This is a genomic window from Hymenobacter sp. APR13, from assembly GCF_000737515.1.
In the GTDB taxonomy this organism is placed as follows: Bacteria; Bacteroidota; Bacteroidia; order Cytophagales; family Hymenobacteraceae; genus Hymenobacter.
Window position 1 is genome coordinate 1,602,231 of sequence record NZ_CP006587.1, and the last position, 22,852, is coordinate 1,625,082.

Sequence of the window (22,852 nt, forward strand, 5' to 3'; positions counted from 1 at the left end):
TCCAACGATTATCAACCACCCCTAGCCCCTCCTTTCCAAGGAGGGGAACTAACTTTTAGCTTTAGCTCTAGAACGGTGTCGTGCTGGCGTTGGTGGAGGCGCGCTTGAGCAGCATGGAGAACAGGAAAAACCAGAACATACCCAGGATGGCGTTCCAGGTGGCCAGCCAGTAGATGTAGCTGTGGTCGGTGACCTGCTGGGCGTTGGTCTGCCAGATGGTGACGAAGAAGGAAATCAGCGCATTCAGACCCAGGAAGATGGCCCAGTGCCGGCCCTTGTTGAAGGTAGCCACGCCCATGGCCCGGTTGATGAGCAGATAGAACATCACCACCAGCCCCAGCGAAACGCCCAGGTTCAGCAGCCCCAGGTTGGGGAAGATAACGTCGCGGTACACGGGGGTATCGGCGGGTGGTTGGGGGGCGCCGATGAGTTCGTAGAGGAAACGGAAGAGTGCTTTCATGAAAGGAAGTAACGCGAAGTTTCCCTTCGCGGGTGATGGAACGATACGACGAGGGGCGAAATTGTCAGGGGCGCGAAGCTTTTGCTTCGCGCGGTGTTGAACGACTATCGTGCCAAGTAATGTGGCGAGCAGTGTGCGTTTGTACGCGAAGCAAAGGCTTCGCGCTACTACTCGGCGGGCTGTACGGTCAGGGGCAGCTCAAACACCGGGCGCTTCTCCCCGGCCGCCTGCGGCTCCAGGCCATCGAGCAGGGAGATGAGGGCGAAGGTTTTGGGCGCGGGCGTGCCATCGTTGCGAGTGGTCCACTGGGCTACCCAGGCGGGGCGCTGGTCCTGGAGACGCAGCACCAACGGGCGGGCCGCTTTGGGCGCTTTCGTGAGGCGGATTTTGGCGAAGTGCGTGAACTTGCTTTCCGGGCCGCTGCTGGCCTTGGTCTGGGCTGAGGCAGCCTGCACGTCGAGCAGCTTGGCATCCGTGTCCACGCCCTGCAGGGTCAGGTTCTGCTTAAGGTAGGCCACGTCGCGGTACTGGCCGGGCATCTGCGCCAGGTTCAGGCCCACCACAAACTCCACCGGCTGCTGCGCCGAGGCTTCCGATACGGCCACCACGCGGTAGGCGTCGGCGGTGCGCTTGCTGGCCCCGGCGTCGCCGTAGTACCAGCTGCCCTTATTCTGGAACTTGCTCAGCAGCGAATACGCCGGCCTTGGGTACGTAACGCCGAAGTGGGCCTGCTTTGCGGGCTGCTGCTCCAGCAACGCGGCATCAAACTGCCGCACCGCCGCCGCCGGCCCCAGCACCCAGATGTAGTAGGGAATTTCGGTGTCGCAGCAGGCCGTTTTCTTACCGGCCGCCTTCAGCGCTGGGTAGTATGTGCCCCGGAAATCCGAGGTGTAACCGTACACCGACACGGCCAGCTCCGGCTGCGCGCCGTTGCGCTGCAGGGCGTCAGTAATGTCGGTTTTGATGTAGGGAATGGCCCCGGCGTTTTTCGGGGAGTAGATGAAGTCCGAAATCAGCACGCTCACGGTGCTAGGCTGGTAGTAGCGCGTCATCAGCGTATCGAGCACGGCGGGCAACTCGGTGCTTTTGGCTGGCTGCTGAATACCACTGCGCACCGTTGCCGAAATACCCTGGTAGGTATCGGCGTAAGGCTTCTCCTTGATGCGGAAAAACGCCTTTTTCCGGGCGGCCGGCGTCCGGTTGATTTCCGAGAGCAGCTGCGCCACATGCTGCTGAAACTTAGTATTCTCGCCGCTGGCCCCGGTTTTGGGCATGAAGCCTTCCATCGAGCCCGATACTTCCAGGAACACGTTCACGGCCTGCAACGGCTGGGCAGCGGCGCCACTGACCACATCAGTAGCTTCTTCGGAAGCATCGGGCGTCGGCGTGGCGGCGGGCGTAGCAGCCGGCGTTTCCGTTTTGGTATCCGCGGCGGCCTCCTCTCCTTTCATATCGGAGCGGGAGTAGCAGCCGGGCAGCAGGAGCAGCGTCAGGCCCAGGGCGGGCAGCAGGCGGGGGAAGGAGGTCGGGTAGCGCATCGGGCTAAAGTAACGACAATCTGCCCGCAGCGGATACATGGAGAGTAACTGAGTAGCGGAGTAACTGAGTAATTGTTCTGTCAACCAGCACAATTACTCAATTACTCCGCTACGTCGTTGGCAGTAGCGCAAACTTTGTAGTTCGCGTATTCACGCCGCAAGAAGAACCTGCCCGAACGGCGCGGGGACGCGAACTACAAAGTTCGCGCTACTTAGCTACCTGGCAGCACGATTACTCCGTTACTCCGCTACGCAGTTACTCTCCCCTAGCTGTAGTCGATTTCCGTGTTGTCGCCGATGTTGAGGCTGTGGCGGGTGCCGCGGAACAGGGCGTCGGAGCCCACGATGCAGTCGTGCATCACGGCGGAGCGCAGCTCGGAGTAGGAGCCGATGATGGAGTCGGTCAGGATGGTGTTCTTGACGATGGTCCGGTCGCCGATGGCCACGTTAGGGCCGATGATGGAGCCGCTGATCTGGCAGTCGTGGCCGATGCTGACGGGCGGGATAATGATGGTATCCGGAAACTCGGGGTACTCACGGCGCTTCAGGAACTCGGGGCGATTGAGCAGGCGGGCGTTGGCTTCCAGCAGGCTCTCCTTGCGGCCGCAGTCAAACCAGTTATCCACCGGCGTGGTGGTCATTTCGGCCCCGTCCTGAATCATGAGCATGAGGGCATCCGTGAGCTGAAACTCGCCGTGGGTACGCTGGTCCTGGTCGATGATGCGCTCCAAGGCCGAAGCCAGCCAGTCGGGGTTGGCAATCTTATAGAGCCCCACCATGGCGTAGTTGGACTTCGGAATGCGCGGCTTCTCCACCACTTTCGTCACGCGGCCACCAGCGCCAGTTTCCACCAGCCCAAACAACGAAGGCGTCTTCACTTCTTTCACTGCCAGCACGTTGCCGGGCATGGCCATCATATGTGGCAGGTCGATGTCCACGATGGTGTCGCCGAGCAGAATCAGAATGCCGTCGGCTTCGTGGCGGAACTGCTCCCGTGCCAGCCAGAGGGCGTGGGCAATGCCCTCGCGCGGCTCCTGTACGACAAATGAGCACCGTAGCTGCGGATACTGGCGGCGCACGTAGCTCTCAATCTTTTCGCCGAGGTAGCCGATGATAAAGACAAACTCCTGAACGCCGGCCACGCTCAGCCGGTCGATAATATGCCCCAGGATGGTGTTGCCGGCTACCGGGACCAGGGATTTGGGCTGCGTGTGCGTGTGCGGGCGCAGGCGCGACCCAATGCCCGCGACGGGAATAATGGCTTTCATGAACTACTGGCGTGGCGTAAGTCCGCAAAATAGCGAATCGAGGCGGGAGCAACGCCAAACACAACCGCTGTGGCGCGAATTCGTACTTTGCCGGCAGAAGGCCGCCTGTTTCAGCATACCCGGCCATATTGCCGGCCCCGGCCACCCTCTTTCTGCTCTGTTTTCTCTCCCTTTCATTTCTTTCCTACTCTTTATGAAACGCTTTCTTCTCTACTTTGCCGGCCTCGTGCTGCTGCTTTCCCAGTCGTCGTGCGGCTACAATGGCATGGTTGAGCGCGACCAGGCTGTAAAATCTCAGGTTGGCAACGTGCAAAGTGCCTACCAGCGTCGTTCCGACCTGATTCCGAACCTGGTGAACACCGTAAAAGGCGCCGCCAACTTCGAGAAAACCACCCTCACCGACGTAATTGAGGCCCGCGCCAAGGCCACCAGCGTGCAGCTCAACGCTGACAACCTGACGCCCGAAAACCTGAAGCAGTTTCAGGAAGCCCAGTCGCAGGTAAGCGCCGGTTTGGGCCGCCTACTGGCCGTATCGGAAAACTACCCCGAGCTGAAGGCCAACGCCAACTTCCAGGAGCTGCAGGCCCAGATTGAAGGCACTGAAAACCGCATCAACGTAGAGCGTAACAAGCTTAACACCGTTACCAACGACTACAACGGATTCGTGAAGTCCTTTCCAAACAACATTTTTGCGGGGATGTTCGGCTTCAAGGAGAAGCCTTACTTTGAGGCTGATGCTGCAGCGCAGAAGGCGCCTACGGTTCAGTTCTAATTTATTGGTTGTCGGTTGTTGGTTGTCGGGCCTGCCTGCAGGTTCTTGCGGCCGGCAACCGACAACTGCTTACTGACCACTGCCCATGAACAACCCTCTCACCACAGAGCAGGAAAAGGCCTTGGTAGAGGCCATCCGGCAGGCTGAAATCCTGACCTCGGGCGAAATCCGGGTGCATCTGGAAGACCACTGCCCTACGCCCGACCCGCTGGACCGGGCAGCGCAGGTGTTTGCCGAGCTCAACATGCATAAAACGGCGCAACGCAACGGTGTGCTATTCTATCTAGCCTGGCAGAGCCGGCAGTTCGCCGTTATCGGCGACGCTGGCATCAACGCCGCCGTACCCGACGACTTCTGGGAAACCACCAAGGAAAACGTGCTCCAGCTGTTTCGGCAGGAGAAATATGCGGGCGGACTCGAAAATGGCATCCGGCTGGTAGGCGAGCAGCTGCAGCGCTACTTCCCCTACGACGCCGCCACCGACCAGAACGAGCTCGACGATTCCATTTCCTTTGGTGGTGGCACGCCCCAGCCTCCCCGCAAATGACACACTCCACTCTGTTACGGCCGCCGCTCTGGCTGCGGCCGCTGCTGGTAGCGCTGCTGCTGGCTGTCTGCTGGGCTGGCGTTGCCCAGCAACTGCCCCCGCGCCCCAACCCGCCACGCCTCGTCAACGACTTGGCCGGTATGCTGCGGCCGGATGAAGTGCAGGCACTTGAGCAAAAGCTGGTCGCCTACAACGATTCCACGTCTTCGCAGATTGCTGTTGTAACCGTACCCACGCTGGGCGGCGACGACATTGCCAATTTTGCGCAGCAGCTCTACGAAAGCTGGGGCATTGGCCAGAAAGGCAACAACAACGGCGTCCTGATCCTGATTGCGGAGCAGGAACGCAAAGCGCGCATCCAGCCCGGTTACGGCCTAGAAGGTGCTATTACCGATGCGCTGTCCAAGCGCATTATAACTAATACCATCGTTCCGGCGTTCCGCGAGAAGCAGTATTACATCGGCATTGACAAAGCGGCAGACCAGCTGATTGCGCTGGCGGCAGGTGAGTACAAGGCCGACCAGACCAAAGCCCCGGCCCGCACCCGTTCCAACGACAGCAGCGGCTCCGGCTGGATGTTCTGGCTGATTATCGGAGCGCTGGTGCTGTTTATGCTGCTTCGCAACCGCGGCGGCGGCGGCGGCGGTGGCCGCAACCGCGGCTTTGGCGGCGGCATGATTCCGCCCATCATCTTCGGCGACTTCAGTGGCGGCCGTGGCACCTTCGGGGGCGGCGGTGGGTTCGGCGGCGGCAGCTCCGGCGGCGGCTTCGGCGGGTTCGGCGGCGGCAGCTCCGGCGGCGGCGGCGCCTCCGGCGACTGGTAAACGAGTAGCTGAGTGGTTGTTCTGGTGCCTGCTTTACGTGCACTCGAACGATTACTCAGCTACTTTTCTAGCCCTGTTGCTCAGCTACTGATTTACTGCTTTGTATACCGGCAACTCGTAGAATGGGCGCAGAAGCTGCACTACGTCCAAGGCGTCAGCCAGAGCTTGGTGGGCCACGGTGTCGTCTGAGAAACCGGCGCGGGCCTTGCATATCTGCATGGTGGGCAGGCGGGTGTCTTTGTGCCAGTTGAGGTAGAAGGCAGCCGGATCGAGCATGGCGGGTTCGGCGCGTACCAACATGCCGTAACCTGGTAACTGACGCAGGAAGCCTAAGTCGAAGGATGCAATGTTCTTGCCGGCCATCGCTACTGCTACGCAGTCTTTTTTATCAGTTTTGAATCCCTGGGCCAGCAGAAACTCCCGCAGTTGGGGCAGCAACTCGTCGGGGGTGCACAACTCGGGGTTGGGTTCTTTGCGGGCCAACTCCTGTAGTAAACCAGCATTTAGAGCCAAGGCCCCGGCCGTCCCGGTTAGCTCCGGATACCGCACCACCCGGCGAAACGCCGGCAGCTCAGCTAGCGGCAGCAGGTGCCGGGTGTCTTCCACCACGGCGGCCAGCTCCAAAATCTGGTGCCGCTCAGGGTTGCCGCCGGTGGTTTCAAGGTCGAGGGAGATGTAGCGCATAGGGGCTGCTTACGGCATACCGAGCGGCTGGTTTGAGCCATGCCGCTTGCGTCTCTGCAACTATACGCCAGAGCCGGCCACGCTGCTGCGCGCAGCTTATTGCCGTAGTGGCGCACCCTATACGCTCCGGCCCGACGGCACAACCGCACTTCCGTCCATGCCACGGCGGCGGCAGCAACGTCCACCCAAACCACTACTCCCCTTACTCACGCCAACTGGCCGGATGGCTACTGCCGTCAGACAGAAGCATTGACAGCGCGCCAAACCGGGTTACATATAGTTAATGCAATAAATAGCAACCGCTTACGCACTGCTCATTTTCTTTCTTTTATGCTTATCTGTCAATCCCAACTACCTATATTTACAAGGCACCACCTGCCATTGCTTGCGCTATATTGCGGGCAGGCACGGGCATTATCCAAGTTATTTACTTTCTGTATTTGCTATGCTACGACTCGTATTACTCACGGCTTTGCTGGCGGCTGGTTACCCTTCGCTCTGCCAGCAGCTACCTGACAGTACTACCCTGACCTACAATCCGGCAGCGTATGTCCGGCAGGAATATTATCAAAACGAAATAGGCTTGACTAAATTATACAACGGCCCCGAATACATTGATTACACCAAGCTCTATACTACTATCAAAGGGCACCAGTTCTTTTTATCAGACCAGAAGCTGAACGGTAGCGTCACGTACGACAATCATTTATTCGAGAACGTAAAAATAGCCTACGACATAGCACGCAACCAGGTAGTTGTGCAGCATGCCAATAACCCATTCACTTTACGGCTCATCAACAAAGACATACAGAATTTCACTATCGACGGCCACTACTTTACGCGGATAGTTGCGGACAGCAGCAACCAGGCCGTTATTAAGACTGGTTTTTATGAGTTGCTGCTAGACAAAAGCTTCAGGGTTTTTGCACAACGCAGAAAGGGTACGCTGGAGAAGATAGAGGAGCAGAAAATTATTTTAGAATTCAATCCTGAAATCCGATTATACCTGGAAAAGTCCGGCATTTTTTATGATATCAACAGCCGGAAAAATCTTATTCTGGCATTAGGAAGCAAGGAAGTTGAGTTAAAAAAATACATAAAAAGCAACAAGCTTAAATTCGACACAAAACAGAGGGAATCCAGCATTATAAGTGCCGTTAATTATTTCGAGCAGCTGCCCCGTTAGGCAACTCTTTCATATATCTCCCCCGCTCTTCCGCTATGATACCTTTCTATCGACGACTACTGCTAGTGCTGCTGTGCCTGACGGGGGCAGGGCGCGAGGTGAGTGCCCAGCAACGGCCGCCGGACCGGGTGAGCGGCCGCTTCGACCATACGCTGTTCATCGACTTCGTGCGGCAGCTGGAAACCCAGGTGCCTACGCACTTTTTCTTTGAAGAAGCCGCCGTCGATAGTGTTTTTGTGACGCTGGAGGCCCACGACGAGCCCGTGGAAGCCGTGGTGGCGCGGGCGCTGCAGGGCACGGCCTTTTCGTGGGTGGCCGACGAGGAGCACCGCATATTCGTCACCGCTGGCCCGCGCATCAGGACAGAGCTGCCGGCCGACTTTTTCCGCCCCGGTACCGGCGGCGCCCCCGCTGACCTCCCTTCTGACGAGCCGCTACCGGCTACCACGGTAGCGGGCCGGGCACGCTACGTGCGCGAGGCCGAAGTACGGCTCTACGAAATTGGCACCGGAGGCACTGGCAACGGGCGGGCGACACTGGCGGGGCATATCCGGGACCTGAAATCGGGGGAACCCACCATCGGGGCGACCATCTACGTTGGCGCAACCGGCGTGGGCACCAGCACCGACCAGTTCGGCTACTACTCGCTCACGCTGCCCACGGGCCGCCACGAGCTCAACATCCGGGGCATTGGCACCAAAAACACCCGGCGGCAGGTGCTGCTGCGCTCCAGCGGCAAGCTGGAAATTGAGGTGGAGGAGGACATCACCCCGCTGAAAGAGGTGGTGATTGAGGCCGAGAAAGACAAAAACGTGTCGGGGATGCAGATGGGCCTGGAAAAGCTCGACATCAAGACGATGCGGCAGGTGCCCACGGCGTTCGGCGAAACCGATATTCTGCGGGTGGTGCTTACGCTGCCCGGCGTGAAGTCGGTGGGGGAAGGCAGCACCGGCCTCAACGTGCGCGGCGGCAGCACCGACCAGAACCTGATTCTGTTCAACGGCACGACCATCTACAACCCGTCGCACCTGTTCGGCTTCTTCTCGGCCTTCAACCCCGATATTCTGCAAACGGTAGAGCTCTACAAGAGCGGTATTCCGGCCAAATACGGCGGCCGGTTGTCGTCGGTGCTGGAAATCAAGACGCGTGAGGGCAACAAGAAGAAGCTGGCCGGCTCCGGCGGCATTGGGCCGCTCACCAGCCGCCTGACGCTGGAAGGCCCTATTGTGAAGGACAAGAGTGCCTTTATCGTCAGTGGCCGAGCCAGCTACTCCGACTGGCTGCTGCGCCGTCTCGACAACAGCAGCTTCCGGCAGAGTGCCGCCGCCTTCTCGGATGTTTCGGCGCACGTCAACCACCAGATCAACGAGAAAAACACGCTCTATGCCACCGGGTATCTGAGCTCCGACCGGTTCCGGCTGGCCAGCGACACCACCTACCAGTACCAGAACCGCACGGCCAGCCTGAAATGGCAGCACAACTTCAGCAACCGGCTGTACGGCGTGTTTACGGGTGCTTACAGCGGCTACGCGTACGATATCAGCAGCGAGAAAAACCCGGTTAATGCGTCGCGGCTGCAGTACGACATCAACCAGAACAGCCTGCAGGCCGACTTCAGCTACTTCCCGAATGCCAAGCACACTATCGATTTTGGGATCAGCTCGCTGTTTTATAGCATTTCGCCCGGCAGCCTGTTGCCGCGCGGCGAAAGCTCGCTGATTGCCCGAAAGGTTCTGCCCAGGGAAAAGGCCAGCGAAAGCGCCCTCTACGTTTCCGACCGGATTGATCTGACGCAACGCCTGTCGCTCTCGCTGGGCCTGCGCTACTCGCTCTTCCAGGCGCTGGGGCCGCGCGACGTGTACGGGTACGACCCCGGCCTGCCGAAGTCCGTCAGCACCATCGCCGACACCACCCGCTACGGCTCCGGCAAGGTGCTGGCCACGTACCACGGCCCCGAATACCGGGTGTCGGCCCGCTATTCGCTTTCCGAGAATTCTTCCGTGAAAGCCAGCTTCAACCGCACGCGCCAGTACATCCATCAGCTGTCGAACACGGCCTCGGTGTCGCCGGCGGACATCTGGAAGCTGAGCGATTCGCACGTGCGGCCCCAGGTCGGCGACCAGGTGTCGGTGGGCTACTACCGCAACTTCAAATCCAACACCATCGAAACGTCGGTGGAAACCTACTACAAGTCGTTGCGCGACTTCGTGGATTACAAGAGCGGGGCCACACTGCTGCTCAACGACCACATCGAAACCGACATTGTGAATGCGCTGGGCAAGGCCTATGGGGTGGAGCTGATGGTGAAGAAGCTCACCGGCAAGCTCAATGGCTGGGTGAGCTACACGTACTCCCGCTCGCTGGTGCAGGTGAATGCGGGCACCACGGCCGAGATGATCAACGGCGGCCGCTACTACCCCAGCAACTTCGACAAGCCGCACGACGTGACGATGATCGGCAACTACCGGTTCAGCCGCCGCTTCAGCACCTCGCTCAATTTCACCTACAGCACCGGCCGGCCCATTACGCTGCCGCTGGCCAAGTACTACGTTGCCAACTCCCTGCGCGTGTACTACTCTGACCGCAACGCCTACCGCGTGCCCGACTACTACCGGGCCGACCTGGCCCTGAACATTGAGGGCAGCCACAAGGTGAAAAAGCTGGCCCACAGCTCCTGGACGGTGGGGGTGTACAACCTGACCGGCCGCCAGAATCCGTATTCCATCTACTTCAAGGCCGAGGAAGGCAAAATCAATGGCTACAAGCTGTCGATTTTCGGCCGCCCGATTCCGACTGTCACCTATAACTTCCGATTCTAGATGCGCGCTATCCTACCCCTGCTTGCTCGTTTATCGTTGTTGTGGAGCCTGCTGCTCGGCAGCTGCATTGAGCCCTACCTACCGGAAGATATCGGCTCGACCCGCAGCTTTCTGGTGGTCGATGGCTTCATCAACCTCAGCGGCCCAACCACCATCCGCCTGTCGCGCACCTACGACGTGAAAGCCGGGGGCCAGCCGCCGGCCGAGCTGCGCGCCGCCCTGTATATCGAATCCGAAAACGGCCAGCGCTATCCTTTGGCTGAAGGGGCGGACGGCGTGTATACGGCCGCGCCGCTGCCGCTGGTAGCGGGCAACCAGTACCGGCTGCATATCACTACCGAGGCCGGGCTCCTGTACGCCTCCGAATTTGTGCAGGCCAAAGCCACCCCGCCCATCGACAGCGTGACGTGGCGCCCCAGCGCGAACGGCCTGACCGTGTACGTGAATGCCCACGACGACACCCGCGCCACGCAGTACTACCGCTGGGAGTTTCAGGAAACCTGGGAAATCAAGCCGCTGCTGGTGCCCACCGTGGCCTACATCAACCGCTCGGTGCGCCCGATCGTGACGCCTTACCCGGAACTCTGCTGGGCCAGCCAGCTGTCGACGCCTATCCAGCTCAGCAAAACCACGGCCCTCACCCAGGATGTGGTGGCCGATTATCCGCTTATTTCCATGAGTACGACCAGCCAGCGCCTGCTGCGCAAATACAGCATTCTGGTGAAGCAGTACGCCCAGACGCCGCAGGAATACCAGTACTGGGAGCAGCTCCAGAAGAACACGGAAAACATCGGGACCTTGTTTGACCCGTTGCCGTCGCAGCTTACCGGCAACGTGAAGTGCCTCAACGACGGCCAGGAGCTGGCCCTGGGGTACGTAGGCGCGCACGGCATCAGTGAGCAAAGACTCTTCATCGGCCGCGACCAGCTGCCGCGAGCCTGGCGCCCCCTGACCGGCTACGAGGACTGCATTCCGCCTGACACCGTGGAGCTGTCGGCTATCCACAACATCTTCGGGGGCAACAAGGTGGTACCCGTGCGGGCTGTGTATACAACAGGCGGGGCGTTGCGGGGCTACACGTCCGCCACCAAAGACTGCGTGGACTGCCGGCTGCGGGGCACTTCCGTCCGGCCCAGCTTCTGGCAGTAGCAGTATGCTGTACTCAGACCTTATGCTACTTGTTCGTTTTCTGCGCCTGCGCCACTGCTATCGGCTGGCGCTCCTGCTGCTGGCGGGGCTATCTGGTGGCGCCGGCGCCTATGGCCAGGCGCCTGACTTCAGCGCACTTGCCCGCCGGTTTGCCGGCTACCAGCAGAAGGCCGTTCCGGAGAAGCTGTTTCTGCACCTCGACCGGCCGCTGTACCTGAGCGGCGAAACCCTGTGGTTCAAGGCCTACACCGTAGACGGCACATACAACCGCCCCCTGGCTATGAGCAGCGTGGCGTACGTGGAAGTGCTGGACGCCCGCAACACGCCCGTGCTGCAAACCAAAATTGCGCTGGCCCAGGCGACCGGGCACGGCTCGTTCCTGCTGCCCGCCAGTATGCCGTCGGGCACCTACCAGGTGCGGGCCTACACCAGCTGGATGAAGAATTTTGGGGCGGAATCCTTCTATCAGCAGGCCGTGACGGTAGTCAATACGTTCACGACGGCCGGTGCCCAGGCGGCCAAAGACTCGGTGGCCTATGACGTGCAGTTTTATCCGGAGGGCGGCAACCTGGTAGCGGGTCTCAGCAGCAAAGTGGCTTTCAAGGCCGTGAATGCCGTGGGCCAGAGCGTGGCAGTTGAGGGCCGCGTGCTCAACCAGCAGAACAAGCCCGTGGCTACCTTCCGCACGCTGCGCCACGGCATGGGCAGCTTTATGCTGACGCCTGAAGTTGGCGCCACCTATAAGGCCATCGTGACGGTGCGCAACGGGCCAACCATCAGCCGGGACTTACCGCGGGCCTTTCCGCAGGGTGTGGTGATGCGCCTGGAGCGCACTGCCTCCCGGCAGCTCACCATTGCCGTGCAATCGACGCAGAAGCAGCCGGAAGCCGTGTTTCTGCTGGCGCACGCACGCCAGCAGGTGGTGGTAGCGGCGCAGAGCCAGCTTATCGACGGGCAGGCTACTTTCACCGTCGATGCACAACAGCTGCTCCCCGGTGTGTCGCACTTTACCGTGTTTGGGGCCAACCAGCAGCCGCTGTGCGAACGGCTGTTCTTCCAACCACCGCCGCCGCCCCTGGCCATTACGGCGGTTGCTGATCAGCAGGCCTACCCCACCCGCGGCAACGTGCGCATTGCCGTAGCCACCCCCGGCGCCACAGATTCCCGGGCCAACCTATCGATGGCGGTGTATCGGCTGGATTCTCTGAGTGCCAAACCGGGGCCGGACATCCACAGCTACCTGCAGCTCACCGCCGACCTGCGAGGCAGGGTGGAAAACCCGGAGTACTACCTGCAGTCCACGGCCCCAGACCTGCCGGAAGCTACCGACAACCTGATGCTTACGCAGGGCTGGAGCCGCTTCAAATGGGAGCAGGCGCTGGCCGCTACCCCACCGGTTTTCACGTACCTGCCGGAATTGCACGGCCCGGTTGTGGAGGGCCGGGTGCTGCACCCGGTCAGCGGCCAGCCCGTGGCAGGCATCACCACGTATCTGTCGTCGCCGAGCCTTATCGTACAACTCAACAATGCCGTCAGCGACGCCAGGGGCCGGGTACGTTTTGAGATGAACGACCTGTACGGGCCGCGTGACCTGATCATGCAAACCAACCCGGCCCAGGACAGCACCTGCCGCCTGGAAATTCTGCCGGCTTTTGCCAGCCAGTACACCCCCGCTTTCCCCATGGCAGCCGCGCCCGCCCTGCGGCTGCAGCCCAGCTACGCCGCGCGCCACCTGCAGGCGCAGCTGCAAACCCAGTATTTCGGGAAGTACCGCAACCGGTATACCCCACTTCGGCCCGACAGCGCCGCCTTCTACGGCTCGCCCGACGAGACCTACCTGCTGGACAAGTACACGCGCTTCAAGGTGATGGAAGAGGTGATGCGGGAGTACGTACCGGGCGTCATCGTCAGGATCCGGAAAGACGGCTTTCATTTCCTGGTCATAGACAAGGTAAACCAGACCGTATTGGATGAAAACCCGATGGTGCTGCTGGACGGGGTGCCCGTGTTCAACATCAACAAAATCATGGCGATGAACCCGCTCAGCATCCGCAAGCTGGATGTTATGGATGCGCGTTACTTCCACGGTTCCGCCATCTACGACGGGGTGGTGAGCTTCTCCACTTACAAGGGTGATCTGGAAGGCTTCAAGCTCGACCCGCGGGTGCTGGTGCAGCAGTACGAGGGCCTGCAGGCACAGCGCGAGTTCTACGCCCCCCGCTACGAAACCGCCGAAGCCCGGCAAAGCCGCCTCCCCGACCTGCGCAACCTGCTGTACTGGAACCCGGCCATCACCACCACCGGGCCCACCGCCAGCACTGTGGATTTCTATACCGGCGACCAGCCGGGCCGCTACTTGGTGGTGGTGCAGGGTTTGGCCTCCACCGGGCAGGCGGGCAGCACCAGCTTTGTGCTGGAAGTGAAGGGTGCGCTGTAAGGCAGCCGCCATTTTCAGCGCCTTTTGCGGCGAAAACTCCGGGTGGGTCCTGCAAATTAAAGCGCGCCGGCCACCGCGCCGCCCAGAAGTTGCGTAACCCGGAGGCCGGGCCGCGGGTTGTGCTGGCCCGGCCCGTTGCCTTCCGTACCTTCGCCCCTATGACTCCTGACGCCCCCGCCGCCCAGCCCCACAAGCTTTTCCTGCTCGACGCCTTCGCCCTGATTTACCGCGCCCACTTTGCCTTCAGCAAGAACCCGCGCGTGAACTCCAAGGGCCTCAACACCGGAGCCATCCTGGGCTTCACCAACACGCTGGTGGAGGTGCTGCAGAAGGAAAAGCCCACCCACATCGGGGTGGCGTTTGATGCCGCCAAGAAGACGTTCCGCCACGAGCAGTACGCCGAGTACAAGGCCCAGCGCCAGGCCATGCCCGAGGATATCGGCCTAGCCATTCCCTACATCAAGCAGATCATCAAAGCCTTCCACATCCCCATTTTGATGGTGGAAGGCTACGAGGCCGACGACGTGATTGGCACGCTGGCCCGCCGCGCCGAGGCCCAGGGCTTCGGCGAGGTGTTCATGATGACGCCCGATAAGGACTACTGCCAGCTCGTGACGGACTGCATCAAAATCTACCGGCCGGCCTTCATGGGCAACGCCGCCGAAATTCTGGATGTGGCGCACGTGCTGCAGCGCTTCGAGGTGGAGCGGCCCGAGCAGGTGATTGACATTCTAGGGTTGCAGGGCGACGCTTCTGACAACATTCCGGGCATTCCGGGCATCGGCGAAAAAACGGCTAAGACCCTGATTCAGAAGTACGGCTCCGTCGAAAACCTGATTGCTAACGTCGACCAGCTCAAGGGCAAGCAGCAGGAAAACGTGCGCAACTTCGCCGAGCAGGGCCTCATGAGCAAGGAGTTGGCCACCATTCACCTCGACGTGCCCATCGAATTTGAGGCCGACAAGCTGGTGCTGGATCAACCTGATGCTGACCAGCTGCGGCAGCTGTTCGACGAGCTGGAATTCCGCCAGCTGGCCGCCCGCGTGCTGGGCGGCGGCAGCCCCGCCGGCGTGAGTGCCGCCCCGGCCTCGCGTGGAGCGCGGCGGCCCAAAACCGCCGAGGGTCAGGGCAGCCTGTTTGGCTCGTCGGCGGATGCGGCCGTAGCCATTAGCGCCGAGGAAGGCGAAACCGGCGAGTTTGGCGCGCCAGCTGGGCCACGCCGCACGCTGCAGGACGTGCCGCACCAGTACCACCTGATGGACACGCCCGAGCTGCGCGCTTCTTTGCTGGAGTTCCTGCTGCAGCAAACCGAGGTCAGCTTCGACACCGAAACTACCGGGCTGGATATCATGACGGCGCGGCTGGTGGGCCTCTCCTTCTGCTGGCTGCCCGGCGAGGCCTACTACGTGCCCGTGCCCACCGACGACCACGCCGCCACCCAGGCGCTGGTGGATGAGTTCTGCCCGTTTTTCGAGGCTCAGCACATCCTCAAAATCGGCCAGAACATCAAGTACGACCTCACCATCCTCAAGCACTACCACGTGCAGGTGAGTGGGCCGCTGTTCGACACCATGCTGGCCCACTACCTGCTGGAGCCCGATATGCGCCACGGCATGGACGTGCTGGCCGAAACCTACCTGCACTACACGCCGGTGCCCATCACCGACCTCATCGGCCCCAAAGGCAAAAACCAGAAAACCATGGCCGACCTGCCCCCGGCCGAGGTGTCAGACTACGCCTGCGAGGATGCCGACGTGACGCTGCAGCTCAAGCACGTGTTCGAGCCTATGCTCAAGGAAGTAGGCCTGCTGGATTTGCTCAACGAGGTGGAAAATCCGCTGGTGCCGGTGCTGGCCGACATCGAGTACGAGGGCGTGAAAATCGACTCCTCGGCCATGGGCGAGTACTCAGCCGAGCTGCAGGGCTACATCGTGGACCTCGAAAAGCAGATTTTCGCGGAAGCCGGCCAGGAATTCAACATCGGCTCGCCGAAGCAACTGGGCGAGGTGCTGTTCGATAAAATGGACATCGGCAAAGGCAAAATCAAGAAGACCAAGACCGGCCAGTACGCCACCGGCGAGGAAATCCTGAGCCAGCTGGCAGCCGACAACCCCATTGCTGCCCTTATTCTGGAATATCGCCAGCTCACGAAGCTGCGCAGCACCTATGTGGAGGCCCTGCCCCAGCTGGTGAACGTAGCCGACGGCCGCGTGCACACCAGCTTCAACCAGGCCGTGACGGCCACCGGCCGCCTCAGCAGCACCAACCCCAACCTGCAGAACATTCCTATCCGCACCGAGAAGGGCCGGGAAATCCGCAAGGCCTTCGTGCCCCGCGACGCCAGCCACGTGCTGCTGGCCGCCGACTACTCGCAGGTGGAGCTGCGCATCATGGCCGATTTTTCGGGCGACCAGACCATGATTGAAGCCTTCCGCCAGGGCCTCGACATCCACACCAGCACGGCCAGCAAGGTGTTCAAAGTACCGCTGAATGAGGTGGACGGCGAGATGCGCCGCAAGGCCAAAACCGTCAACTTCGGCATCATCTACGGCATTTCGGCCTTCGGGCTGGCCCAGCGCATCGGCATCGGCCGCAAGGAAGCTACCGACATCATCGAGACGTACTTCCAGGAGTTCCCGCGGGTGAAGCAGTTTATGGATGAGAGCATCAACCAGGCCCGGGAACTGGAGTATGCCACCACCCTGCTGGGCCGCCGCCGCTACCTGCGCGACATCAACTCGCGCAACGCCACCCTGCGCGGCTACACCGAGCGCAACGCCATCAACGCCCCCATCCAGGGCACCGCGGCCGACATCATCAAGAAGGCCATGATCAACATCCACGAGTGGCTGCGCCAGGAAAAGCTCGGCACCCGCATGATTCTGCAGGTGCACGACGAACTGGTGTTCGACGCCGTGCAGGAGGAAGTGGCCTACATCACGCCCAAAATCAAGGAGTTGATGGCCACCGCCTTGCTCTTGCCCCACGGCGTGCCGCTGGAAGTGGAAGTCGGCACCGGCCAGAACTGGCTGCAGGCGCACTAACACCAGGAAACAGAAAGCAGTAGCGCGAACTTTGTAGTTCGCGTCCCCGCGCCGGTAGCATCATCTGAACGGCGCGGAGGCGCTAACTACAAAGTTCGCGCTACTGCTTTCTGCCACCCTTATCCCCAAACCCCATGGACCACGCCACGAAAGCCGGAATAGTCGCGGAGCTGATTAGCCTGCTTACCCAGGCCAATGCCCACGTTACGTTCGCTGATGCCTGCGCCGACCTTACGGCCGCGCAGTGGAACCAGCGTGTGCCGGAGGCGCCGTACACCATCTGGCAGCTGGCAGAGCACGTGCGCATCGCGCAATGGGATATTGTGGAGTTTTCCCTCGGCGCCGACCACGTTTCGCCGGACTGGCCCACCGGCTACTGGCCCGCCGACACTGCCACCGCCGACGAAGCCACCTGGCACCAGACGCTCACCCAAATTCAGACCAACCAGCAACGCTTCATCGACCTGCTGCACGCCCCCGATACGGACCTGCTGGCCCCTATTCCGCACGGCGACGGCCAGACCATCCTGCGCGAAGCCATGCTGCTGGCCGACCACGCTGCCTACCACACCGGCGAAATCATCCTGCTGCGTCGGCTTTTGGACGCTTGGTAAGCAACCGGCTCTGCCTGACGCTAGGCTTTCCCCTCTCCTTTTCCGGAGAGGGGGCCGGGGGGTGAGGCGCCACGTGCGCGCCGTTCGTGCACCTGCGTGGAGGAACCACATGGGCGAAATCCGCCGTGCATATCCGCGTGGGCGAAGTGGCCGTATAGCCAGCCTACACGCTCACGCTAACACGTCCTCACATGCCTCCTCAACCCCACACCACCACCCTGCAAGACGTAGCCCGCGTTCTGATGGGCTCCTTTATGGTAGTAGCCGGCACCGGCCACCTCACGTTTCAGCGCCAGGAGTTCCAGGCCCAGGTACCCGATTTTGTGCCCCTGAGCAAAGACACAACGGTACTGGCCTCGGGCGTGATGGAAATAGGTTTGGGACTGGCGCTGCTGGCGCTGAAAGGCAAAAACCGGGTACGCATGGGCATTGGGCTGGCGGCCTTCTACGCGGCGGTATTCCCCGGAAACATCCACCAGTACACCCACCACCTCTCCGCTTTCGGCCTCGACACCGACGACAAGCGCCTGGGCCGGCTGTTCTTCCAGCCCGTGCTCATTGGCGTGGCCCTCTGGAGCACCGGCGCGCTGACGTATCTGAAGCGCCGCAAGTAAGCCCTCATGGCCGCCGCCGGTTTGGCCCGGCCAAAACTCCCGGCCGCCGAGCCGGTATTACAGCGTATGACAACCGACGTTTCTTTTGATGTAGTGGTAATCGGGGCCGGACCCGTGGGGCTGGCCTGCGGGCTGGAAGTGCAGCGACGCGGCCTCTCGGTGTGCGTGCTGGACAAGGGCGCGCTGGTGAATTCCATCATCGGCTACCCTACCAACATGGAGTTCTTCTCCACGCCCGAGCTGCTCGAAATCGGGGGGCACCCCATGACGACGCTGCACTACAAGCCCCTCCGCGAAGACGCCCTCGACTACTACCGCCGCGTAGCCCAGACTGAAAAGCTCACCCTTCGCCTCTACGAGCGGGTAATCGGCCTCGAAGGCGAGCAGGGAAGCTTTGAAGTGGTAACCGAGAAGGGCCGCATCAAGGCGCGATTCGTGATTGTGGCTACCGGTTTCTACGACGTGCCCAACCTGCTGCGCGTGCCCGGCGAAGACCTGCCCCACGTCACGCACTACTACAAGGAGCCCTACGCCCACGCCGACCAGGACGTGGTGATTATCGGGGCCAAAAACTCCTCGGCCAAAGCCGCCCTGCAGTTACTGCGCGCCGGCGCCCGCCCCACGCTGGTCGTGCGCGGCCCGGAAATCAGTGAATCAGTGAAATACTGGATCCGGCCCGACCTGGTGAACCGCATCAAGGAAGGCCGCATCGGCTGCCTGTTCAACAGCACCGTGGCCCGCATTACCGAAACCACCGTGGAGTTGAACACGCCCGACGGCCCCCGCACCCTGCCGGCCCAGCACGTGTACGCCCTCACCGGCTACCACCCCGACTTCCGGTTCCTGGCCACGCTGGGCATCACCTGCGAAGCTGACGCCGCCCAGACGCCCACCCACAATGCCGACACGCTGGAAACCAACCGCCCCGGCCTCTACCTGGCCGGCACCGTGTGCGGCGGCCTCAACACCAGCCGCTGGTTCATCGAAAACGGCCGCTACCACGCCCAGCTCATTGCCGCCCGCCTGGCCGGCGAGGCCGCCCCAGAACTGCCCGAAGTGCTGCAACAGGTGCAGCTGTCGTAGCAGCAGCGTGCCGCCGACAAACACAAAAAAGCCCGCTCCCTGAATCAGGAAGCGGGCTTTTCTTATGCGGCTGGCAGCTGACTAGGGCAGCAGCAGGGCGTTGTACTCGGTGGGGTTCACCTGCGGGATAGAAGCGCCGTAGGTAGCGTTGATCACCTTGATGAATTCGTTGGCGATAACGGCGTAGCCACGCGAAGTGGGGTGCACGCCGTCCAGCGAGAACAGGTTGCCACGGATAAAGCCGGCGTTATTCGACGTAGCGTTGATGGCAATGCCACCCAGCGCCACCGTGCTGAAGAACGAGTTCATATCCACCAGACCCACTTTATACTGGCGGGCCGTCTTGGCGATGATGTTGTTGAGCTGCGTGGTACGGGTCTGGATAGCCGTAACCTCAGCAGCGTCCAGCACCAGGTTGTTAGGAATTGGGTTCGTGGGCGAAGAGCCAACACCGGTAGCTACCACCGAGGCGGCAGGCAGCGTAATCAGGTCAGCCGCAGTAGCTGCCCGCACGGGCGTGGTAGTAGAGCTGGTCTGGATGAACACGGCCGGAGCAGCGGGGTTCACCCGCTGGAAGCCTGCCAGCACGCTGGCTACCGTTACGGCCGTGAAGTACGGCACGTTTGCTACGTTCGGGATATTGGCTACTACGCCGCCCACCGTACCGTTTTTGCTGATGGTGCGCACGATGTTGCGGTAGCCCCGGCCGAAGCTGGTGGTGTCCGTCAGGTTGCTGAAGGGGTTGGTAGCTACGGCTACGCCGCCGTTGGTGGCGTAGGTCAGCACGTCGTTGCTGCCCAGCCAGCAGGTGAAGAACGTAGCGTTCTTACGGCTGATGAACGTGGTGTAATCGGTTACGCCACGGTCAGCAACGGGCAGCAGACGCTGGTAGTAGTTGTTGATAGTACCATAAGCCTGCGCTGCGCCGGCAATCTGCGGCACGGTGGAAGCCGTACGGTCGGCGCTCAGCACCGAAATACCGGGTACACCCAGGTTGTTGGGCTGAGTTGTATTGAATGGGGCTAGTTCGGCAGTACCGGAAGGCAGCGTCCGGCCGGTGAAGGCGAATTTGTAGTCGGCCGGGCTGTTGGTGAACGTGCGGGCTGTGGTTTCGCCGGCCAGCGTGGCGCTGGTGCTCTGGCCCGGGGCCAGAATAACCGGCGAGCCGGCCGTAGTGATGCCGTAGAACTTCAGGTAGCCGGAGCCGTCCCGCTGTCCGTCGTCGAACTTCGGCGACACGAAGTCGCCGCCGCCGGCCTTGGCGAACTGCTGCGCCAGAATAGCCGGATACGACGTCTCAATACCGAAATTAGCCAGGCCACCGCTCTGGAAACCCGCCGTGAGGGAGTTGCCAATAGCTACGTAGCTGCTGAAATCGGCGGAGCCTTTATCTACTGCGGGGGCATCCAGCTCGGGCTGGCAGGCCGCCAGGCCAAGCAGCGCTACTGCTGGCCAGGTTTTCTTGAGGGAAAACGTATTCATAGGAGAAGAGAAAGCAAAGAGATTAGAAAGTGTAGTTCAGGCCGATGCCGGGCACTACTACGCTGGTCTTGTAAGTACCCGCTACGCGGTCCGTCGTGCCGTTGCTGAGCAGGTCGGCCTGGGTCTGGGTACGCTTCTTCAGGTTTACGAACTGCGTGCTCAGGTCAACACCGAACTTCTCCCCAAACTTGTAGGAAGCGCCCAGCGTGCCGGTTACCCGGTCGGAGTCAGGCGTTTCAGGCGTGATGTAGCCGTCTTTCACCGGCGAGTTGTCGTAGGCACCACCGGCGCGCACGGTCAGGCCGCTCGTTACCTGGTACTGGCCACCGATACGGAATGTTAGGGCGTCCTCATAGAAGCGCTTCGACGTGCTGGTAGGCGAGCCATTTACCGGGGCGTTGAAGTCGAACGTCAGGTTCTTGTAAGCGCTCCACTCCACGAAGTTCACATCAAGGCCGATGGTGAGCTTCTCGGTTGGCATCACGCCGATACCGATGGAGGTGGTAGCGGGCAGCGGCAGCGTAGCCGCAAACTTGGTGGCCTGGAAGCCAGGCGCAGCCGTAGCCGACAGGTTGCGGAACGTCACGTCGCCGTCCTTCACCTCAGCATCAATTTTCGAGCGGTAGCTGATGCCTACGCTCAGCTTCTCGGAAGGCTTGAAGAACACGCCGGCGTTGAAGCCAAACTTGCGCTCAGCCTTGCCGTCCAGCTCGATGCTGGCGAACTGACCGTCGGCGTTCTGGGCCGGTACGTCGCGCTGCAGGTTCACCGAGCCCAGGGCCAGGTACGTCAGGCCGGCACCAATGCTCAGCTTGTCGGTAACGGCGTAGCTGAAGGTCGGCTGCACGTAGATGGCTTTCAGGTCAATCTGCGTCAGCGCGAAACGGCCTTCCCAGCCGTCGGCGTACTGCAGCTTGTTGCCGAAAGGCGTGTAGATGGCAATGCCCGCGCGGAACTTGCCTTCCGAGGGGCCGAAGCCGGCAAACAGGCTGAACGGCGTAGTCGTGTTGTTCTGCAGCTCGCGCTGCACGCTGCCGTTTTCGGCGCGGAAAGCCTGGCGGGCCAGCGTGGCATTGGCCCCGAGCTGCACGCCCCGCTCCTTCACCATGGCCAGGGCGCCGGGGTTGTAGAACATGGCCGTCTGGTCCAGCGACAGGCCGACGCCGACGCCGCCCATACCGTTGTTCTTAATCCCGGCCAGCGTCACCTGGTAGCCGCCCGCCGATGCGGCCGTACCCGTAAGTAGCGCACCACCCACGAGGAGTAGAGATTTGAAAGTCATAAAAAAGTGAGAAAGGTGAGAATTAGGGGTTGTCGCGACTTAAATGTAGGGAGAAAAATGCTTGGTTAGTCGGCTTGCCGACTATTTGTTACGTGCCGTAGAACGAACGGGAAAGCCCGGAAATTTCAGCGTATGGCTGGCGGCGTGCAAATATGGTGAGTTGAAGCTCACCTTGTATCCGGTTCCTCTCCTATCACCCGCCTATTCTGCAGCTGCAGGCGCTGCCCGGCCACCAGCAGATGCACCCGCAGGTCCTGCCCGCTCACCGGCTCGCCGCGTCCGATGCGGCCCAGGTTGTTGCCCTGCAGCTGGCGCCCGTCCACCACCATCACCACGCCGTCGCCGAACACCTCGGCCTCGGTGCCACCCCGGATGATGATGCCGGTTTCTTCGGCCAGGCCCAGGCCCAGGCACATGGGGTGGGCCAGCAGCGCGTGCGCCAACCTTCCGAAGCGGCCGCGCTCCACAAAGTGCTGGTCGATGAGCAGCTGGGGCAGCAGGCCGAGGCCGGCGCTGGTTTGCATGCCGCCCTTGCGCAAAGCGCGCCAGCCGTGGCCGTCCACTATCATATATTCGGGCAGCACGGCCGCGCCGGCGCTGGTGCCCGCAATGATGAACGTGGCATCGTGGTAGTACCGCTCGTGCAGCACCCGCGCAAACTCGGTGTGGTGCAGAAAATCGGTGATGCGCTCCTGGTCGCCGCCGCTGAAAAACACGAGGCCGGCGTGGCGCAGGCGCCGTAGCGTGTCGGGGGCATCGGCCGGGTGCTGCTCGCTGATGCGCAGGTGGCGGGCGCCGGTACAGCCCAGCTCGCGCAGGGCCCGCTCGTAGGCGCGGCCGGAGCGGGTATCGTCGCGGGAGGCCACGGTCACGATTTCGACGGCAGTGGCGGGGCTCGGCAGCAGGTCGCAGAGCAAAGCCAGCATGGCGTCGTCGTCGCCACCGCCGAGGGCAACAAGGGTGCCGAGCGGCGGGGCGGCAGGCGTCTGGTGAGGCATAGAAAGCGCGAAGAAGCGGGCCCAAATGTACAAGTACCCCCCTGATTTGCT

At 61.4% G+C, this 22,852-nt stretch carries 18 protein-coding genes; 11 read left to right on the forward strand and 7 right to left on the reverse strand.

Features of this window, described 5'->3' with window-relative positions; genetic code table 11:
* Positions 1-67: 67 nt before the first annotated feature.
* The 3 genes from N008_RS06705 to N008_RS06715 all read right to left on the reverse strand — a co-directional run bounded on the left by N008_RS06705 (position 68) and on the right by N008_RS06715 (position 3,266).
* The gene (locus N008_RS06705) at positions 68-460 is read right to left on the reverse strand and encodes a hypothetical protein (protein WP_044014717.1); all 393 of its coding nucleotides are present in this window, start codon (positions 458-460) and stop codon (positions 68-70) included.
* 167 nt (positions 461-627) lie between these two features.
* The gene (locus N008_RS06710) at positions 628-1,998 is read right to left on the reverse strand and encodes a hypothetical protein (protein WP_044014719.1); all 1,371 of its coding nucleotides are present in this window, start codon (positions 1,996-1,998) and stop codon (positions 628-630) included.
* Positions 1,999-2,264: 266 nt separating this feature from the next.
* A complete protein-coding gene (locus N008_RS06715) occupies positions 2,265-3,266 on the reverse strand; it encodes a sugar phosphate nucleotidyltransferase (protein ID WP_044014720.1) in 1,002 nt (333 codons plus the stop codon).
* Between the two features lie 193 nt (positions 3,267-3,459).
* Between N008_RS06715 and N008_RS06720 the strand changes: the two genes are divergently transcribed.
* The 3 genes from N008_RS06720 to N008_RS24010 all read left to right on the forward strand — a co-directional run bounded on the left by N008_RS06720 (position 3,460) and on the right by N008_RS24010 (position 5,409).
* Positions 3,460-4,038: a LemA family protein gene (locus tag N008_RS06720; protein ID WP_044014722.1), complete on the forward strand. Its 579-nt coding sequence runs from the start codon at positions 3,460-3,462 to the stop codon at positions 4,036-4,038.
* A gap of 85 nt (positions 4,039-4,123) precedes the next feature.
* Positions 4,124-4,585 (forward strand): TPM domain-containing protein, encoded by a 462-nt coding sequence (locus N008_RS06725; protein ID WP_044014724.1) that lies wholly within the window; start codon positions 4,124-4,126, stop codon positions 4,583-4,585.
* On the forward strand, positions 4,582-5,409 hold the full coding sequence (locus tag N008_RS24010; RefSeq protein WP_044014725.1) for a TPM domain-containing protein: 828 nt from the start codon (positions 4,582-4,584) through the stop codon (positions 5,407-5,409). Before N008_RS06725 ends, N008_RS24010 begins: the two co-directional genes overlap by 4 nt.
* A gap of 84 nt (positions 5,410-5,493) precedes the next feature.
* Here N008_RS24010 and N008_RS06735 read toward each other — a convergent pair whose 3' ends face one another.
* Positions 5,494-6,093 carry a 3'-5' exonuclease gene (locus N008_RS06735; RefSeq protein WP_044014727.1) on the reverse strand — a complete coding sequence of 200 codons (600 nt, stop codon included), beginning with the start codon at positions 6,091-6,093 and terminating at the stop codon, positions 5,494-5,496.
* A 445-nt stretch (positions 6,094-6,538) separates the two neighbouring features.
* Between N008_RS06735 and N008_RS06740 the strand changes: the two genes are divergently transcribed.
* The 8 genes from N008_RS06740 to N008_RS06775 all read left to right on the forward strand — a co-directional run bounded on the left by N008_RS06740 (position 6,539) and on the right by N008_RS06775 (position 19,039).
* Complete coding sequence (locus N008_RS06740; RefSeq protein ID WP_044014729.1) at positions 6,539-7,279, forward strand: hypothetical protein; 741 nt, start codon at positions 6,539-6,541, stop codon at positions 7,277-7,279.
* A gap of 35 nt (positions 7,280-7,314) precedes the next feature.
* A complete protein-coding gene (locus N008_RS06745) occupies positions 7,315-10,098 on the forward strand; it encodes a TonB-dependent receptor (protein WP_044014731.1) in 2,784 nt (927 codons plus the stop codon).
* Positions 10,099-11,247 (forward strand): DUF4249 domain-containing protein, encoded by a 1,149-nt coding sequence (locus N008_RS06750; RefSeq protein ID WP_044014733.1) that lies wholly within the window; start codon positions 10,099-10,101, stop codon positions 11,245-11,247. It begins immediately after the preceding gene.
* Between the two features lie 22 nt (positions 11,248-11,269).
* The gene (locus N008_RS06755) at positions 11,270-13,684 is read left to right on the forward strand and encodes an MG2 domain-containing protein (protein ID WP_044014735.1); all 2,415 of its coding nucleotides are present in this window, start codon (positions 11,270-11,272) and stop codon (positions 13,682-13,684) included.
* Positions 13,685-13,842: 158 nt separating this feature from the next.
* A complete protein-coding gene (gene polA, locus N008_RS06760; RefSeq protein ID WP_044014737.1) occupies positions 13,843-16,728 on the forward strand; it encodes a DNA polymerase I in 2,886 nt (961 codons plus the stop codon).
* 134 nt (positions 16,729-16,862) lie between these two features.
* Entirely contained in the window at positions 16,863-17,342 is a 480-nt protein-coding gene (locus tag N008_RS06765; RefSeq protein ID WP_044014739.1) for a DinB family protein, read from the forward strand.
* 191 nt (positions 17,343-17,533) lie between these two features.
* Positions 17,534-17,956 carry a DoxX family membrane protein gene (locus tag N008_RS06770; protein WP_044014741.1) on the forward strand — a complete coding sequence of 141 codons (423 nt, stop codon included), beginning with the start codon at positions 17,534-17,536 and terminating at the stop codon, positions 17,954-17,956.
* Between the two features lie 66 nt (positions 17,957-18,022).
* The gene (locus N008_RS06775; protein WP_044014742.1) at positions 18,023-19,039 is read left to right on the forward strand and encodes a YpdA family putative bacillithiol disulfide reductase; all 1,017 of its coding nucleotides are present in this window, start codon (positions 18,023-18,025) and stop codon (positions 19,037-19,039) included.
* 81 nt (positions 19,040-19,120) lie between these two features.
* Here the strand turns inward: N008_RS06775 and N008_RS06780 are convergent, their stop codons facing one another.
* From N008_RS06780 to N008_RS06790, 3 genes are all read right to left on the reverse strand, one after another.
* A complete protein-coding gene (locus N008_RS06780) occupies positions 19,121-20,521 on the reverse strand; it encodes an SGNH/GDSL hydrolase family protein (protein ID WP_052381281.1) in 1,401 nt (466 codons plus the stop codon).
* Between the two features lie 22 nt (positions 20,522-20,543).
* A complete protein-coding gene (locus N008_RS06785) occupies positions 20,544-21,803 on the reverse strand; it encodes an OmpP1/FadL family transporter (RefSeq protein WP_044014744.1) in 1,260 nt (419 codons plus the stop codon).
* Between the two features lie 167 nt (positions 21,804-21,970).
* Positions 21,971-22,801, reverse strand: coding sequence for a cyanophycinase (locus tag N008_RS06790; RefSeq protein WP_156109064.1), 831 nt, complete (start codon positions 22,799-22,801; stop codon positions 21,971-21,973).
* Between the last annotated feature and the right edge of the window lie 51 nt (positions 22,802-22,852).

Coding starts and splice junctions, on each gene's coding strand:
- N008_RS06705 (WP_044014717.1), bottom strand. CDS start 460: ATGAAAGCACTCTTCCGTTTCCTCTACGAACTCATCGGCGCCCCCCAA.
- N008_RS06710 (WP_044014719.1), bottom strand. CDS start 1,998: ATGCGCTACCCGACCTCCTTCCCCCGCCTGCTGCCCGCCCTGGGCCTG.
- N008_RS06715 (WP_044014720.1), bottom strand. CDS start 3,266: ATGAAAGCCATTATTCCCGTCGCGGGCATTGGGTCGCGCCTGCGCCCG.
- N008_RS06720 (WP_044014722.1), top strand. CDS start 3,460: ATGAAACGCTTTCTTCTCTACTTTGCCGGCCTCGTGCTGCTGCTTTCC.
- N008_RS06725 (WP_044014724.1), top strand. CDS start 4,124: ATGAACAACCCTCTCACCACAGAGCAGGAAAAGGCCTTGGTAGAGGCC.
- N008_RS24010 (WP_044014725.1), top strand. CDS start 4,582: ATGACACACTCCACTCTGTTACGGCCGCCGCTCTGGCTGCGGCCGCTG.
- N008_RS06735 (WP_044014727.1), bottom strand. CDS start 6,093: ATGCGCTACATCTCCCTCGACCTTGAAACCACCGGCGGCAACCCTGAG.
- N008_RS06740 (WP_044014729.1), top strand. CDS start 6,539: ATGCTACGACTCGTATTACTCACGGCTTTGCTGGCGGCTGGTTACCCT.
- N008_RS06745 (WP_044014731.1), top strand. CDS start 7,315: ATGATACCTTTCTATCGACGACTACTGCTAGTGCTGCTGTGCCTGACG.
- N008_RS06750 (WP_044014733.1), top strand. CDS start 10,099: ATGCGCGCTATCCTACCCCTGCTTGCTCGTTTATCGTTGTTGTGGAGC.
- N008_RS06755 (WP_044014735.1), top strand. CDS start 11,270: ATGCTACTTGTTCGTTTTCTGCGCCTGCGCCACTGCTATCGGCTGGCG.
- polA (WP_044014737.1), top strand. CDS start 13,843: ATGACTCCTGACGCCCCCGCCGCCCAGCCCCACAAGCTTTTCCTGCTC.
- N008_RS06765 (WP_044014739.1), top strand. CDS start 16,863: ATGGACCACGCCACGAAAGCCGGAATAGTCGCGGAGCTGATTAGCCTG.
- N008_RS06770 (WP_044014741.1), top strand. CDS start 17,534: ATGCCTCCTCAACCCCACACCACCACCCTGCAAGACGTAGCCCGCGTT.
- N008_RS06775 (WP_044014742.1), top strand. CDS start 18,023: ATGACAACCGACGTTTCTTTTGATGTAGTGGTAATCGGGGCCGGACCC.
- N008_RS06780 (WP_052381281.1), bottom strand. CDS start 20,521: ATGAATACGTTTTCCCTCAAGAAAACCTGGCCAGCAGTAGCGCTGCTT.
- N008_RS06785 (WP_044014744.1), bottom strand. CDS start 21,803: ATGACTTTCAAATCTCTACTCCTCGTGGGTGGTGCGCTACTTACGGGT.
- N008_RS06790 (WP_156109064.1), bottom strand. CDS start 22,801: ATGCCTCACCAGACGCCTGCCGCCCCGCCGCTCGGCACCCTTGTTGCC.